The sequence below is a fragment of the Polaribacter staleyi genome (assembly GCF_038024045.1).
Taxonomy (GTDB): domain Bacteria; phylum Bacteroidota; class Bacteroidia; order Flavobacteriales; family Flavobacteriaceae; genus Polaribacter; species Polaribacter butkevichii.
This window is the reverse complement of the sequence record NZ_CP150665.1, coordinates 3959961-3975694: the sequence shown is the minus strand read 5'-3', so window position 1 is coordinate 3975694 and position 15734 is coordinate 3959961. Positions and strand designations below refer to the sequence as shown.

The following is a 15734-nucleotide window of genomic DNA, read 5'->3' as shown; positions in this document are numbered from 1 at the left end:
CGATGCTTAAATAGCTTTAATAATTCCTGTAAAGTCATCTACGTTTAAAGCAGCTCCACCAATTAATCCTCCATCTACATCTGGTTTAGAAAAAATTTCTTCAGCATTCGCAGGTTTTACACTTCCTCCGTATAAGATAGACACTTCATCAGCAACTTCTTTATTATATTTTTTGGCTACAATACTTCTAATAAAAGCATGCATTTCTTGTGCTTGTTCTGCACTTGCAGTTTCTCCTGTACCAATTGCCCAAACTGGTTCGTATGCTAAAATAATACTTTTCCAAGCATCTGCTTCTAAGTGAAATAAAGCATTAGAAATTTGACTTTCTACTACAGCAAAATGGTTATCAGATTTTCTATCTTCTAACAGTTCTCCAAAACAGAAAATAGTTTCTAAATCATTTGCTAAAATAGCATCTACTTTTGCTGCTAAAGACGCATCTGTTTCATTAAAATAAGTTCTTCTTTCAGAATGCCCTAAAATAACGGTTTTAATTCCGATTGCTTTTAACATATCTGCAGAAATCTCTCCAGTATACGCTCCGTTTTTAGCTTGGTGCATATTTTGTGCAACCACTTCAATTTTAGAATCTTTAGCTGCTTTTAAAGAAGCAGATAAATTTACAAAAGTAGGAGCAACAATTACACGAGTATTTTTTAACTTCTCTTTTTTAATTGCTTTTTTTAAATCTTTGATAAGTTTTTTACTTTCTGACTTATCATTATTCATTTTCCAGTTACCTGCTACTATTTTTGTTCTCATAATTATTATTTTATCACCTAAAAGGTTCTTGTTAATGTTTTTTTAATTTGGATGTAAATTTAAGAAATGGAAAGACAAAAAACACTTAGAAAAGTAAATAGTTACGATAACGTTTTATATAGATTTTTTTAATGCCTCAATAACGTCTTTATCCGCAGCATCTGTGGCATTAAATAAAGAAATCCCTCCGTTTTCATCTACAACAACATATCTCGGAATCCAACTCACATTAAAAAAATCGACTAAATCTCCTTTTTTCATTCCTTTTGGTAAATTGTAATGCTCACCAATAACATTGTAACGCTCCACGCCTCTTTTCCAAGATCCTTTTTTTACATCAACAGATAAAAAGAGATAAACCACCTCCGGAAATTGTTTTTGCAATGCTTTTACTTTTGGCATTCCTGCAATACAATCTCTACACCAAGAAGCCCAAACATCAATAAGTATCTTTTTTCCTTTATGTTGCTGCAATACTTCTTTAAATGTTAAAACCTCATCATTTATATTATATACGTTTTCATTTAATGCCTTTTCAGAAAAAACAGTTGGTTTTTCTAAATTACAACTCATAAAAACAGCTAGTAAAACTAAAATAGACACTTTTTTAAACATAAATTTATTTTTAATTTTGGTCTTCTAAAATTTCTAATACTTACAATTAGACACTTTATTTAAAAACAAAAATACCTACTTTTGCGTAACTATTAAAAAACCAATGACAACACAAGAACTTATTGCCCAAATTAAAAAGAAAAATTCATTTTTATGCATCGGATTAGATGTGGATTTAAACAAAATTCCATCGCACCTTTTAAAAGAAGAAGATCCTATTTTTGCATTTAACAAAGCAATTATTGATGCTACCCATCATTTATGTGTTGCTTATAAACCAAACACAGCTTTTTATGAAGCATACGGTCTTAAAGGTTGGCAATCTCTAGAAAAAACCATTCAGTATTTAAATAGTAATTACCCAGAAATCTACACCATTGCAGATGCAAAACGCGGCGATATTGGCAACACTTCAACCATGTATGCAAAAGCTTTTTTAGAAGATTTAGCGTTCGATTCCGTTACGGTTGCTCCTTATATGGGAAAAGATTCTGTAGAGCCTTTTTTAGCTTTTAAAGACAAGCACACTATTATGTTGGCATTAACTTCTAATGAAGGTGCTTTCGATTTTCAAACAAAAGAAGTAAATGGTAGAGAATTATATAAAGAGGTTTTAGAGACTTCTAAAGGATGGAAAAACTCAGAAAATTTAATGTATGTTGTAGGTGCTACAAAAGCAGAATACTTTAAAGAAATTAGAAAAATTGTACCAAATTCTTTCTTGTTAGTTCCGGGTGTTGGTGCACAAGGTGGTAACTTACAAGATGTTTGTACATATGGTTTATCAGAAAATATAGGTTTACTAATCAACTCTTCTAGAGGAATTATTTACGCTTCTAAAAACGAAGACTTTGCAACTAAAGCTGCGATAAAAGCAGCAGAATTACAACAAGAAATGGCAGAAATTTTAAATCAATAATTAAATGCAGGTTCAAGATCAAATAGGCAGAATATTGGCGTTTAAAAAAACACCAAAACGGATTATTTCTCTTGTACCGAGTTTAACTGAATTACTGGTAGATTTAGGTTTAGAAGATTCTATAGTTGGTATTACTAAGTTTTGTATACATCCTGTAAACTTAAAACAAACCAAAACAATTGTTGGTGGAACAAAGAGTATTAATGCTGATAAAATTAAAGCTTTAAAACCTGATATAATTCTTTGTAATAAAGAAGAAAATAGTAAAGAAATTGTAGAAATTTGCGAAGCAATAGCACCTATACATGTTTCTGATCTTTTTACGATTGATGATAATATAGAATTGATCAATCAATATGGAATGCTATTTTCTAAAGAAAAGGAAGCTTTAGAAATGAATACCGAAATTAATTTTAAACTCACTGAATTTAAGGAATTCATCAAAAACAAAGAAGCTAAAAAAGTAGTTTATTTTATTTGGAAAGATCCTTGGATGGCTGTTGGGAACACAACTTTCATCAATCACTTATTGCAATTAAACAAGTTTGATAATATCTATCAACATGAAGAACGTTACCCTGAAGTTGATTTAGAAAAAATGAAGCTAAACGTCAATTTAGACTTCATATTATTATCTTCAGAACCTTATCCTTTTAAAGAAGAACACATTTTAGAAATAGAAAAATTCTCTTCTAAAGCAAAAGCAATACTTGTAGATGGCGAAATGTTTTCTTGGACCGGAAGTAGATTATTAAAAGCCTTCGATTACTTTAAAACCCTACATTAAAAAAATACTCATTTATAAAACCTTGCTAAATAAAAAAATCTCTTTGTTTTAAAACAAAGAGATTTTTTTATAAATATTTTTTTTTACAAAACTTAGTCTTGCAACGCAAATACTTGTTTTAACAAAGCAGAAGTTCTTAAACCTGCTTTTACTTTTCACAGAACATCTTTCATAAAAAAAACCACCTTAAAAAAGGTGGTTTTACTATTTAATAAAGTTAAAAATAACTTCTTAATTTTGATCTGCTTCCGTTAAATTCGGGTTTGCATCAATTTCATCTTGTGGAATTTTCCAAATCCAAGCATCATTTAAAGAAGGTTTTGCTTGCATAAAACCATCTCTATATAAGTTATCATCAGCTCCAGAGTTTGTTAAATCAATCCCTTCATCCCAACGGATATGGTCATGAAAACTAAATCCTTCTCCATAAAGCTCTACTCTTCTTTGCCACTTAATGTGCTCCATTAAAGCATCTTTAGTAGTATAAATAGATGAATCATAAGCTGAATCTCTTGAAGATCCAAAAACTTGAAGTACTGCTTGAGCACCAGTAATATCAGATTGCATTGCTTTAGCTTCTGCTTCTATTAAATACATTTCTGAAGCACGCATATAAATAACGTCATCTGGATCTATCGTTCCTGGATTTTTCTGTAAAAACTTAACAGCCATGTAAGGGTGTGTATTATGACCTGTAGTCATTCCGTATTTAGTTATAATAGCTTCCCAAGCATCCCAAAATTCATCTGAAGAATCATAGTTTGGATCTGTCTCATAACTACCTCCTTCTCCGTTAGAAGCAGAAGAGTTTGTATTTGGAGCCAATGGTAATGCCATATTAATTCTAAAGTCTGTAGATGGAATTGCATCATACACTTCTTTATTTATTAACTTAGGGTTAGATCTATTTTGACTACCATTAAATGTAGGGCTAATAAAATAGAAAAAAGATTGATAATAGTTTGTCTCTGAATCAATAACAGTTCCTCCCCAAATTACTTCAGAAAGATCTACAGTATTAAAACCAGATAACCAATCAGCCTCATCTAACAAAGGAAAACCTGCTCGTGCTGCTATTGCTGCGTCTGCTGCGTCTTTCCAGTTACCTTGAGTTAAATCTATTCTTGCTTTTAAACCATGAGCTGCATTTATAGATAAATGAGATTTATTATCTGGATCAGAAGCACCATTAAAATAAGTAATAGACTTTGCAATATCATCATTTATTTGGTCATATACTACCTGTACAGTTGCTCTACCTTCACTAGTAAAAGGAGCACCTGTAACCAACAATAAAGGAACACCAGGGTCTGTAGCAGGAGTACCAATTAAATAGCCTTTTGCAAAAGTTGATACTAATTGGTGATACGCCCAAGCTCTATAAGCATAAGCTTGACCAAGAATATTTCTTACATCTGCATCTGCTTCTGGATAACCGTTTGCCGCAATTAAATTAATTAAGTTATTAGATGTTGCTATAATATGGTAACGCATGTACCAAAAGTTATTTACTGTTGTAAAGTTGGCGTTTGTATGTGTTAACCATCTTAACTCACTTGTCATCCAACCATTACCTGGTGCCGAGTGAATCATTTCCCCCCCCATAGCATCTAAAGCTGGCATATAAAAACTCTGTCCACTTCTACTTGAAGTTCCTCCTGATATCGGATTTTGAGCATACATAACTCTATGCAATCCATTTAATACCAAAAACATATTGTCTACACTAGCAAAGGCGTCTGCTTCTGCAATAGAATCTGTTGGCGTTGTTTCTAGAAAATCTTCAGAACAACCAGTAACAAATACTGCTAGTAATCCTAAAATTAATAGGTTAATTTTTCGTAACATAATTTAATATTTTATTTATAGTTTATATAATTTAATAATTTCTAGAAAGATAAATTTAAGCCTAAAGTAACTGTTCTAGAAGGACTATAGTCAGATGCAGTTTGTGTTCCTGACAAACTATATTGAGGATTTAATCCTTTTCTTTTTGTACTGATAAAAACATTTTCTGCAGAAAGAGAAACGCGTAAATTACTTAAACCTAATTTTTCTGATACATTTTTATCAAAATTATATCCGAAGTTTACGTTTTTTAAAGAAAGGTAAGAAGCATCTGTTAAAAAACGAGTAGAACCAGCAACTGTTTGGTTAGGATCTCCGTTTTCTAAACGAGGTACATCTGTAATATCTCCTGGAGCTCTCCAAGCATTTTCTGCATCTACATGTAAAGATCTACCAAAAGTACCAGCGTGCATTAATGAAGAGTATCCACTATCTAAAATTTCTCCTCCAATACCAAAAGTAAATAAGAAATCTAACGAAAATTGTTTATATCTAAAAGAGTTAGATACAGACCCAATTAAATCAGGAATACTACTACTATCTGTAAATGCTTCTCCAGCTTCTTGATAATCGTTAGTAGTTGCTTGTGTACCATCTGCATTTAAAACAGCAGTTCTTCCTCCGTCATCAGTATCTTCAAACATATAGTATAAAGCATCACCATTATCTACATCTACACCTGCATAATGATAAATGTAATAATCATATCTAGATCTACCTACTTCCCAACGTTTTGATCCGTTATCTGCTGGACTATCAATTTTAGTGATTTCATTTTTAAAAGTAGATGCTTGTACAGATAAGTCCCAATTAAAATCTTTAGTATTTAAGATATGACCTGTTAAACTAAGTTCTAAACCTTGGTTATAAATATCTCCTAAATTTGTAGGAAACACATCTAATCCTTCAGAAAGAGGAATACCTAATTCATATAATAAATCTTGTGAAGTTTTTTTATAAAATTCTACAGAACCTTCTAATACATTATTAAACAAACCAAACTCTAATGCAACATCCCAACTAATTTGGTTCTCCCATTCTAAATCTACATTTCCTGTATTAGACCAAATAATACCAGGTGCACCTGCGTTTGGTATTATTTCATACAATGCTTGAGAAGCATAAAAAGTACCAAGTCTTTCGTTTCCAATTTCACCATAAGAGGCTCTTAATTTTAATCTATCTATAAAAGAAACGTTTTCCATAAAACTCTCTTGGTCTATTCTCCAAGAACCACCTACTGAATAAAACGTTCCCCAACGTGCATCTTTAGAAAATCTAGAAGTACCATCTCTTCTTGCAGAAGCACTTAAGTAATATTTGCTATCAAAATTATAATTTAATCTTGCAAAATACCCTTCTATTCTATGATCTGTACTATTTCCATTTACATTATCTCCTGCTGCAAAATTATCAAACTCATAAATACCAGTAGCAGTTTGAGTATTGGCAATACCTCCTAATGTAGAAAACTCTCTATTCATACTCTCGTGTCCTAAAGTTACATCTACATTATGAACATCTTTAATAGAAGTATTGTATGTTAAAACTTGATTAAAATTTTCAATAACTCTTCTGTATCTATCTTCACTATATCTACCTGTTGGAGCACCATCACCTACAGTTTCGTTTTCATATCCTTTAGTAATATTGTCTTGAATATCTCTACCGTAAGATACTCTAGCTTTTAAACCATCTAAAATAGTAAGTTCAGCATAATTTCTAAATCCATAAAGATTAAGTTTATCTTGATCTTCGTTTAAAATTAACTCAGCAATACCATGTCTCCCTGGATTGTATGGTCTTGTTTGAATGTTGTTAGCTGGATATCCTTCTCCTAAATCATATAAAGGGTTTCCTGAAGCATCATTTACAATCTTACCATTATTATCTACTTGATAAACTGGATAAATAGGACCTAAACTGTTAGCCCAAGCAAAAGGGTTTGCTGTAGAACTAGCACCTCCACTAGTTGGCCCATGAGAATTTGTAGTTGTAATATACGCACTACCACCAACAGTAAGATTTTTAGTTGGTGAAAAATCGGCATTCAACCTATTGGTAACTCTCTCATAATCACTTTCAATAACATACCCTTCTTCTTTTAAATAAGAAGCAGAATAAAATATAGAATGATTTTCGCCACCAGAAGAAACGTTTACAGAATGATTTCTTCTACTACCTGTTCTTTCTAAATAATCGAACCAATCTAAAGATTGATATTTAAGGTTAGCACTTGGATTTAATTTACCATCTGTACCAACAATTTGATCATTTGCAACATCAAATGGATTATAACCTAATTGGTTATAGATTTTTGCAGAAGCTTCAACTTCTGGGTTTGCACCACCAATTGTATTTTTGTAACCTTCCCACATTAACTCATAATAAGAACCTGCTCCTACCATATCATAATTAGGTATAGATCTTGTAATTACACTATACTGAGTAGATGCACTTACAGTAGTTCTATTCTTTTTTCCTTTTTTAGTTGTAATAATAACAACACCATTTGCTGCTCTAGAACCATATAAAGATGTAGAAGCTGCATCTTTTAAAACAGTCATAGAAGCAATATCATCTTGGTTGATAGAACCTAAAGATCCATCAAACTGCATTCCATCTACAATAAATAATGGATCTGTAGAACCATTAAGAGTACCAACACCACGAATTACAATATCTGGTGAAGACCCTGGTTGCCCAGAAGCTGAAAGAAACTGAACTCCAGTTGCTTTACCTTCTATAGCTCCAATTGGAGATGTTACAGATCTAAGTGCTAAATCTGTTGCTCCAACAACATTAGCAGAACCTGTAAAGGCTTCTTTAGTTGTTGTTCCGTAAGCCACAACAATAACTTCTTCTAATACACTATTATCTTCTTCTAAAGTAACATTAATAAAAGCAGAATTACCTACTTTTTTTTCTACTGATTTAAAACCTAAGTAGCTAAATATTAAAACGTCTCCTTTTTTACTAGTAATTTTATAATTTCCATCAAAATCTGTTTCAACTCCTTTAGTAGTTCCTTTTACTAAAACACTAACACCAGGTAAACTTCCTGATTGATCTGAGACAGTCCCAGAAATAGTTTTCTTTTGAGCAAAAGTAACTTGCACAATTAACCCCAAAAACAGCATTAGGGATACCTTTAAAAATTTTCTCATTGTTATATGTATTTGAATTAATTATGCGCCAAAAATCTTAATTTTTTCTTAATATAAAAAATTAAGATTAACATTAATTTAATTTTAACTCAAAAAAAACTCTTTTTATTGAACAATATTCATCATTTTCAACAAAACACTAACAATTACTCATTAAAAAGTCTATTTTTTATTTAACATTAAATTAACGGATATCATAATTTTTTCCATAAAAAAGTAAATAAACACTAATATGAAAGTTAATTATTTATCAACTCCATGAATTAGCATTTATTTTTATTCAACTGATTATCTTCATTTTTCTTAATTAAAGTATTTTTTATAAAAAATCCATTTTATTTTATTTCATCAATTTTATTTGCTTTTTCAAAAAAAAATATTACCCACCAACAAAACAAACTAAAACACTAACAAACAAACACATAGGACTAAAAACCTTTTTTTTAGCTATTTTTTTTAAAAAAAAGACAAATAGGCCCTCTTAATTTTTTGCTCGTGATTTTTTGAAAAAAAACACTAAAGATTCTTTTTATAACTAAGAATAGGGTGATGCCAACTGGAAATGAATCCGTGATATTATGGAACGATAATTATCTTAAAAAGCGCTATTAAAATAACAAAAAAAGACTCCCTATTAAATAGGAAGTCTTTTAAACCTTATATCTAAAAAAAGTAAATTATTTAGTCTTGCAACGCAAATACTTGTTTTAATAAAGCAGAAGTTCTTAAACCTGCTTTTTCTCTAATTCCTTTTTCCTCAACTTCAATCATTGTAAAAACACCTTTTAAAGCTTGGTTTGTTACATATTGAGTTAAATCTGGATTCACTTTATTTACAAAAGGAATAGAATTGTATTTATTAATTAAATTACTCCAAACCTTATCTGCACCAACTTTAGAGAAAGAGTTGTTAATAACAGGACTAAAACTAGCTGTTAAGCTCTCTGTAGTTTTACCTTGCAAATACGTTGTTGCTGCATTTTGGTCTCCTAAAAGAATATTTTTAGCATCTGTAAATGACATATCTTTTACTGCGTTTACAAAAATAGGAGTCGCTGTTTTTACCGCATCTTCTGCTGCTCTATTTAAAACTTTAATTCCTTCATCCGCTAAATTACCTAAACCAATTTTACGCAAACCATTATCTACCGCTTGCAATTCATCTGGCAACATAATTTTCACCAAATCATTACCATAAAACCCGTTAGTTGCTGTTAACTTAGAAACTTGGTTTTTTATTCCATTATCTAAAGCTTCACGTAAACCATTCCCAATTTGCTCTTGACTTAAACCTGTTCCTTGTGTTACCTGATTTGCAACTTTTTGCAATTCCGCACATCCCACAAGCTGAACTGTCATCACTAAAATTAAAATTCTTTTTATCATTTTATTTATATGATTTATCTACTCTTTGGAAACTATTTTCCTTTAAAAGTCACTTTGTTATTTAAAAGAATCTGTTTTTTTATCGTACCCATAAGGACAATGTTTACATCCGCTTTTACAGCAATATCCTCTTTTTAGGTGAAACTTTTCTGTAAACACTTTATAACCTTGTTCGTTTACATAAAAATCACCTTCCTCTAATTCTACTCTTTTATTATACACCTTGCAAAAATATCATTTTAATCCATAAAAAAAGCGTTCCTAAGAACGCTTTTTAAACTTTTATTTTTCTTGTCCTGGAGGAAATCTAGAAACAATCTCTTTTACAAATTCATTAATTCTAGCCTCTTTTTTTTCTCTATTCTGAAGTTTTAAAGCTCCAGTACCAATTCCTTGCCAAACTAATTCTTTTTTCTTTTTATCAATAAAATCGATAAATAAGGTACCTTCTGTGTATTGAGAAACGTTCATATTATTATTCATGCCTCCCATCATCCAAGGATTCCAACCCCAACCATAACCGTATCCAAAATTATTATTTTGCTGCACGTTTACTTTTTCTCTAGACTTGGTAAAAATACTCACCAACATATCTGGATTTTCAGATTTAGAAAAACCTTGCGCTAATAATTGAGATTCTATAGCACGTAAAATTCTTTTTTTATCCAAATCAGAAATTTCTGCTTTGTCGATACCCGGTCTATAAAAAGCAAAGGTTTTATACTTATTAAAATCTACTTTATTATCATAATCTGTTGTAACTTTTATAGCATTACAAGAGGTTAGCAACGCTGCACTAAACAGGAATAAGAATATTTTTTTCATGATATCTATTTTAAATTATTGAATCAATTAACCAATCTACTACAAAAGACAAGCTAAAACCTTCTGCTATTTTTCTTAAAAAAGAGTGATTCATAAGGTTTTAACACTCTAAAAGATAAGCAATAATTATGCCATTTACAAACTAAATTTGTAATACTAAACAAATCTAGTTATTTTAGACTAAAGTTTTAGCCTGCTATTATTTATGATTTTGATTTCTAAATATATTGTACCCAATGGTTTTGTAGGAATAACTTTATTCCCTTTTATTTTTTTAAAAGATAAAAAACTAAAAGAAAATACAACACTCATCAATCATGAGAAAATTCATTTAAAACAACAAGCAGAGTTGTTATTAATCTTCTTCTATCTTTTTTATGGGTTAGAATGGTTTTTTAAATTTTTAAAGCATAAAAATGGATATATTGCTTACAAAAATATAAGTTTCGAACGTGAAGCTTATCAACATGAAAAAAATTTTAACTACATAAAAAACAGAAAGTTTTGGGCGTTTATAAACTATTTATAAAACTAAGTATCCTTCTTTTTTTCTTCGGATGTATTAATGGCTGTAAAAAAGAGCGGAAAAAAGTTGCTGAAAAAACAATTGCCGTTGCCAAGAAAAAGGACTCTCTTGTGCTGCTTCCTAAATACCTCACAAAAAATTATGTGTTAGGAAAGTTTGATTACACCAAAAACCCCGATTTTGTAATTGTTCCCAAAGAAAATTCATCAAAAAAAATATATCTAAGAAAAGAAGTGTTGACTGCTTTTCTTAAAATGAAAAATGCTGCTCAAAAAGAAGGGATTACTTTAAAAGTGATTTCTGGAACTAGAAACTTTGAGCATCAAAAGAATATATGGAATTACAAATGGAACGTAAAATTCAAAAATTTAGCACCTTTAAAAAGAGCTCAAAAAATTCTTGAATACAGTTCAATGCCCTCTACATCTAGACATCATTGGGGAACCGATTTAGACCTTAACAGTTTATCTAATACTCACTTTTTACATGGTCAAGGAAAAAAAACATACGATTGGTTATTAAAAAATGCTGCTAGATTTGGGTTTCATCAAGTCTATACATCAAAAGAAAATGGAAGAACGGGGTATCAAGAAGAAAAATGGCATTGGTCTTACACGCCACTTTCTACCCTTTATTTAAAATTTTACAATGACAACGTTATCCTAAAAGATATAAACGGATTTAAAGGACACACTTTTGCCAAATATTTAAACGTTATTCAGGCTTATGTAAATGGTATAAACCCAATAATCACAAACCTCAATATTTAAGATTACGTTAAAATTAACTTATATTTTTATTAAATCCGTAAATTGCACACGTAAATACAAACATCTATTACGAATGAAACAAATAAAAACATACAAACCGACACATAAAGTACGAATTGTAACTGCTGCTGCACTTTTTGATGGTCATGATGCTTCCATTAATATTATGCGTAGAATTATTCAATCTACCGGAGTGGAAGTTATTCACTTAGGTCATGATAGATCTGTAGAAGAAGTAGTTAATTGTGCCATTCAAGAAGATGTAAATGCCATTGCAATTACCTCTTATCAAGGTGGGCACAATGAGTATTTTAAATATATGTTCGATTTATTGCAAGAAAAAGGTGCAGGACATATTAAAATTTTTGGTGGCGGAGGCGGTGTAATTCTTCCAAAGGAAATTAAGGAATTGATGGAGTATGGAATTACCCGAATTTATTCTCCTGATGATGGAAGAGAATTTGGTCTGCAAGGAATGATTAATGACCTTGTGCAAACTGCTGATTTTGCTATTGGAGACAAATTAAATGTAGATTTAAAAGAATTAGCAAATAAAGAAATCGGTAAAATTGCAAGAGTAATTTCTTCTGCAGAAAATTTCCCTGAAATTGCAAAAGATACTTTAGACAAAATTCACACTAAAAATAAAACTTCTAAAACTCCGGTTTTAGGAATTACAGGAACGGGTGGTGCTGGTAAATCTTCTTTAGTTGATGAATTGGTTCGTCGTTTTTTAATTGATTTTCCCGAAAAAACAGTCGGAATTATTTCTGTTGATCCATCAAAAAGAAAAACAGGTGGCGCACTTTTAGGAGATCGAATTAGAATGAACGCCATTAATAGTGATCGAGTTTATATGCGTTCTTTAGCTACGCGTCAATCTAACTTAGCATTGTCTAAATATGTTAACGAAGCTGTTCAGGTTTTAAAAGCAGCCGAGTTTGATTTAATTATTTTAGAAACTTCTGGAATAGGGCAATCAGACACCGAAATTATAGAACATTCTGATACTTCTTTATACGTGATGACACCAGAATTTGGAGCAGCAACTCAGTTAGAAAAGATTGACATGCTAGACTATGCAGATCTAGTTGCTATTAATAAATTTGATAAACGTGGTGCTTTAGATGCTGTTAGAGATGTAAAAAAACAATATATGCGTAACAATAATTTGTGGCATGTTCACCAAGATGATTTACCTGTTTATGGTACCATTGCATCTCAATTTAACGATCCAGGAATGAATACTTTGTACAAAAGTATTATGGACAAGTTGGTAGAGAAAACCGGAGTAGATTTAAAATCGAAAATGGAAATTACTAAAGAAATGTCTCAAAAAATATTTGTAATTCCGCCTGCAAGAGTTCGTTATTTATCTGAAATTGCAGAAAGCAACAGAGCGTATGATAAAAAAGTAGATGACCAAGTTGTGGTTGCTCAAAAATTATATGGAATTTATCAAACGGTTCTTTCTATTATAGAAAACGACACGTCATTGCGAGCTACGAAGCAACCTCTAATTATAAAATCTGGATTAAATTCTGATGAAATTCTGTCTCTCGACTGCGCTCAAGATGACAAAGAGTTTTTAAAATTATTACTTGCCCAATTCGAAAAAGTAAAATTAAATCTAAACCCTTATAACTGGGAAGTGATTTTAAATTGGCAAGAAAAGGTTCAGAAATATAAAGACCCAATCTACACATTTAAAGTGCGTGATAAAGAAATAAAGATAGCAACACACAGTGAATCACTATCTCATTCACAGATTCCTAAAGTTGCTTTACCAAAATATAAAGCTTGGGGAGATTTATTACGTTGGGTTTTACAAGAAAATGTTCCGGGAGAATTCCCTTATACAGCAGGATTGTATCCTTTTAAAAGAACTGGAGAAGACCCAACAAGAATGTTTGCTGGTGAAGGTGGACCAGAAAGAACCAATAGAAGGTTTCATTATGTGAGTTTAGGAATGGACGCAAAACGCCTTTCTACAGCGTTTGATTCTGTTACTTTATATGGAAATGACCCTGGAAGAAGACCTGATATTTACGGAAAAATAGGAAACGCAGGAGTTTCAATTTGTTGTTTAGATGATGCCAAGAAATTATATTCTGGTTTCGATTTAAGTCACGCAATGACTTCTGTTTCTATGACCATAAATGGCCCCGCACCAATGTTGTTAGGCTTTTTTATGAATGCAGCTATTGATCAGAATTGTGAGAAATATATCATCCAAAACAAATTAGAAAAACAAGTTGAAGCAAAGTTCAATGAAATCTATGAATCTAAAGGGTTAGAAAGACCTGTTTATCAAGGTACTTTACCTGAAGGAAATAATGGTTTAGGTTTACTATTATTGGGATTAACGGGAGATTTAGTTTTACCTTCGGATGTTTATCAACAAATAAAAAAAGACACTTTAGCACAAGTTAGAGGAACCGTACAAGCGGATATTTTAAAAGAAGATCAGGCACAAAATACCTGTATCTTTTCTACGGAATTTGCGTTGCGTTTAATGGGTGATGTTCAAGAGTATTTCATCGAAAAACAAGTTAGAAACTTTTATTCGGTTTCTATTTCTGGCTATCATATTGCAGAAGCTGGTGCAAACCCAATTACACAATTGGCGTTAACATTGTCTAACGGATTTACGTATGTAGAATATTATTTGAGTCGTGGAATGGATATTAATAAATTCGGACCAAACTTATCTTTCTTTTTCTCTAACGGAATTGATCCAGAATATTCTGTAATTGGTAGAGTTGCTCGTAAAATTTGGGCAAAAGCCATGAAAAACAAATACGGTGCAAACCCAAGAGCACAAATGTTAAAGTATCATATTCAGACTTCTGGACGCTCTTTACACGCCCAAGAAATCGATTTTAATGATATAAGAACTACTCTGCAAGCTTTGTACGCAATTAACGATAACTGTAATTCTTTACATACCAATGCGTATGATGAGGCCATTACAACGCCAACGGAAGAATCTGTAAGAAGAGCGATGGCAATTCAGTTAATCATCAATAAAGAATTAGGTTTAACTAAGAATGAAAACCCAATTCAAGGTGCCTTTATTATTGAAGAATTAACCGATTTGGTAGAAGCTGCCGTTTTAGAAGAATTTGATAGAATTACAGAACGTGGAGGTGTTTTAGGTGCAATGGAAACCATGTATCAACGTTCTAAAATACAAGAAGAAAGTTTGTATTATGAAACGTTAAAACATAATGGAGAATTCCCAATTATTGGGGTAAATACTTTTTTAAGTTCTAAAGGTTCTCCAACTGTACAACCTGCAGAAATTATCCGTGCAACGGAAGAAGAAAAACAATATCAAATTCAGACTAAAGAATTGCTAAACAAAGCGAATCCGAAGAAAGTAGAAGCGCAAATTGCAATTTTACAAGAAGCTGCAATTCAGAATGAAAATTTATTTGAGAAGTTAATGGAAGCAACCAAAGTTTGTTCTTTAGGACAAATTACAGAAGCGTTATTTAAAGTTGGCGGACAATATAGAAGAAATATGTAGAAGGCAATGCCTTCAGATAATTTATAAAAACCACTCAGATTGAGTGGTTTTTATTTTTTTTGAGATTAGAGGTTTATTTAAAATGAGATTGCTTCGTACCTCGCAATAACAATTGGATCGTCATTACGAAGGAAGTATGACTGAAGTAATCTGTTATTTTATGGCAAGATTACTTCGTGCCTCGCAATAACACTGTATCAAACTAATTATTTTTTAATGTAGTCTGTTTACTTGCTTTTCTACCTTTTAAAAAAAACAGAATAAAAGCAATCATAACAATTCCTAAATAGATAGAAAAACCACCAATTTTACTACTTAAAGTTTCTACCAAATCTGTATAATCTACCAAACCATAAATTTTGATAATCCTTAAAGCAAAACCAATATTTAGTAAGTAAAACCCTATTTTAAAAAGTTTGTTAGTTGCCATGGCAATTTCTACTTTCTGATGAAAAATATCCAACATAAAAATTTTACTATTTTTAAATAAATGCTGAGATACTAATGTTGTTAACCCGATGGCAATTGGCAAATAAATGATGTAGGCGATTAATTCTAATGAAGTGTTCATAATTATTGATTTTAGTATTTATT

Annotated in this window: 13 protein-coding genes; 5 read left to right on the top strand and 8 right to left on the bottom strand. The window is 31.2% G+C overall.

Annotated elements, in window-relative coordinates:
* Positions 1-6 precede the first annotated feature (6 nt).
* A complete protein-coding gene (gene tpiA / locus WHD07_RS16510) occupies positions 7-765 on the bottom strand; it encodes a triose-phosphate isomerase (RefSeq protein ID WP_158838163.1) in 759 nt (252 codons plus the stop codon).
* A 114-nt stretch (positions 766-879) separates the two neighbouring features.
* The gene (locus tag WHD07_RS16505) at positions 880-1380 is read right to left on the bottom strand and encodes a TlpA disulfide reductase family protein (RefSeq protein WP_343329281.1); all 501 of its coding nucleotides are present in this window, start codon (positions 1378-1380) and stop codon (positions 880-882) included.
* Positions 1381-1483: 103 nt separating this feature from the next.
* Between WHD07_RS16505 and pyrF the strand changes: the two genes are divergently transcribed.
* Together pyrF and WHD07_RS16495 are read left to right on the top strand one after the other, a co-directional pair.
* Positions 1484-2299 (top strand): orotidine-5'-phosphate decarboxylase, encoded by an 816-nt coding sequence (gene pyrF, locus WHD07_RS16500; protein WP_343329280.1) that lies wholly within the window; start codon positions 1484-1486, stop codon positions 2297-2299.
* A gap of 4 nt (positions 2300-2303) precedes the next feature.
* Positions 2304-3086, top strand: a complete 783-nt coding sequence (locus tag WHD07_RS16495; RefSeq protein ID WP_343329279.1) for a helical backbone metal receptor — start codon at positions 2304-2306, stop codon at positions 3084-3086.
* A gap of 231 nt (positions 3087-3317) precedes the next feature.
* On the opposite strand, the gene WHD07_RS16490 is transcribed toward WHD07_RS16495, so the two are convergent.
* From WHD07_RS16490 to WHD07_RS16470, 5 genes are all read right to left on the bottom strand, one after another.
* The gene (locus tag WHD07_RS16490; protein WP_343329278.1) at positions 3318-4934 is read right to left on the bottom strand and encodes a RagB/SusD family nutrient uptake outer membrane protein; all 1617 of its coding nucleotides are present in this window, start codon (positions 4932-4934) and stop codon (positions 3318-3320) included.
* Positions 4935-4975: 41 nt separating this feature from the next.
* The gene (locus WHD07_RS16485) at positions 4976-8101 is read right to left on the bottom strand and encodes a TonB-dependent receptor (RefSeq protein WP_343329277.1); all 3126 of its coding nucleotides are present in this window, start codon (positions 8099-8101) and stop codon (positions 4976-4978) included.
* A gap of 681 nt (positions 8102-8782) precedes the next feature.
* Positions 8783-9487, bottom strand: a complete 705-nt coding sequence (locus tag WHD07_RS16480; RefSeq protein WP_343329276.1) for a DUF4197 domain-containing protein — start codon at positions 9485-9487, stop codon at positions 8783-8785.
* 57 nt (positions 9488-9544) lie between these two features.
* Positions 9545-9709, bottom strand: coding sequence for a DUF5522 domain-containing protein (locus tag WHD07_RS16475; RefSeq protein ID WP_158838168.1), 165 nt, complete (start codon positions 9707-9709; stop codon positions 9545-9547).
* Between the two features lie 60 nt (positions 9710-9769).
* On the bottom strand, positions 9770-10312 hold the full coding sequence (locus WHD07_RS16470; RefSeq protein WP_343329275.1) for a DUF4136 domain-containing protein: 543 nt from the start codon (positions 10310-10312) through the stop codon (positions 9770-9772).
* Positions 10313-10517: 205 nt separating this feature from the next.
* Between WHD07_RS16470 and WHD07_RS16465 the strand changes: the two genes are divergently transcribed.
* The 3 genes from WHD07_RS16465 (at position 10518) to WHD07_RS16455 (ending at position 15140) form a co-directional block, all read left to right on the top strand.
* Positions 10518-10841: a hypothetical protein gene (locus tag WHD07_RS16465; RefSeq protein WP_343329274.1), complete on the top strand. Its 324-nt coding sequence runs from the start codon at positions 10518-10520 to the stop codon at positions 10839-10841.
* Positions 10817-11608 carry a M15 family metallopeptidase gene (locus WHD07_RS16460; protein ID WP_343329273.1) on the top strand — a complete coding sequence of 264 codons (792 nt, stop codon included), beginning with the start codon at positions 10817-10819 and terminating at the stop codon, positions 11606-11608. Before WHD07_RS16465 ends, WHD07_RS16460 begins: the two co-directional genes overlap by 25 nt.
* Before the next feature lie 73 nt (positions 11609-11681).
* On the top strand, positions 11682-15140 hold the full coding sequence (locus WHD07_RS16455) for a methylmalonyl-CoA mutase family protein (protein WP_343329272.1): 3459 nt from the start codon (positions 11682-11684) through the stop codon (positions 15138-15140).
* Positions 15141-15342: 202 nt separating this feature from the next.
* Here WHD07_RS16455 and WHD07_RS16450 read toward each other — a convergent pair whose 3' ends face one another.
* Positions 15343-15711, bottom strand: coding sequence for a hypothetical protein (locus WHD07_RS16450; protein ID WP_343329271.1), 369 nt, complete (start codon positions 15709-15711; stop codon positions 15343-15345).
* Positions 15712-15734: the final 23 nt, after the last annotated feature.

Bases quoted from the DNA above. Each gene is read 5' to 3' on its own strand.
- pyrF (WP_343329280.1), top strand. From the start codon at position 1,484: ATGACAACACAAGAACTTATTGCCCAAATTAAAAAGAAAAATTCATTT.
- WHD07_RS16465 (WP_343329274.1), top strand. From the start codon at position 10,518: ATGATTTTGATTTCTAAATATATTGTACCCAATGGTTTTGTAGGAATA.
- WHD07_RS16470 (WP_343329275.1), bottom strand. From the start codon at position 10,312: ATGAAAAAAATATTCTTATTCCTGTTTAGTGCAGCGTTGCTAACCTCT.
- WHD07_RS16505 (WP_343329281.1), bottom strand. From the start codon at position 1,380: ATGTTTAAAAAAGTGTCTATTTTAGTTTTACTAGCTGTTTTTATGAGT.
- WHD07_RS16485 (WP_343329277.1), bottom strand. From the start codon at position 8,101: ATGAGAAAATTTTTAAAGGTATCCCTAATGCTGTTTTTGGGGTTAATT.
- WHD07_RS16490 (WP_343329278.1), bottom strand. From the start codon at position 4,934: ATGTTACGAAAAATTAACCTATTAATTTTAGGATTACTAGCAGTATTT.
- tpiA (WP_158838163.1), bottom strand. From the start codon at position 765: ATGAGAACAAAAATAGTAGCAGGTAACTGGAAAATGAATAATGATAAG.
- WHD07_RS16495 (WP_343329279.1), top strand. From the start codon at position 2,304: ATGCAGGTTCAAGATCAAATAGGCAGAATATTGGCGTTTAAAAAAACA.
- WHD07_RS16450 (WP_343329271.1), bottom strand. From the start codon at position 15,711: ATGAACACTTCATTAGAATTAATCGCCTACATCATTTATTTGCCAATT.
- WHD07_RS16455 (WP_343329272.1), top strand. From the start codon at position 11,682: ATGAAACAAATAAAAACATACAAACCGACACATAAAGTACGAATTGTA.
- WHD07_RS16480 (WP_343329276.1), bottom strand. From the start codon at position 9,487: ATGATAAAAAGAATTTTAATTTTAGTGATGACAGTTCAGCTTGTGGGA.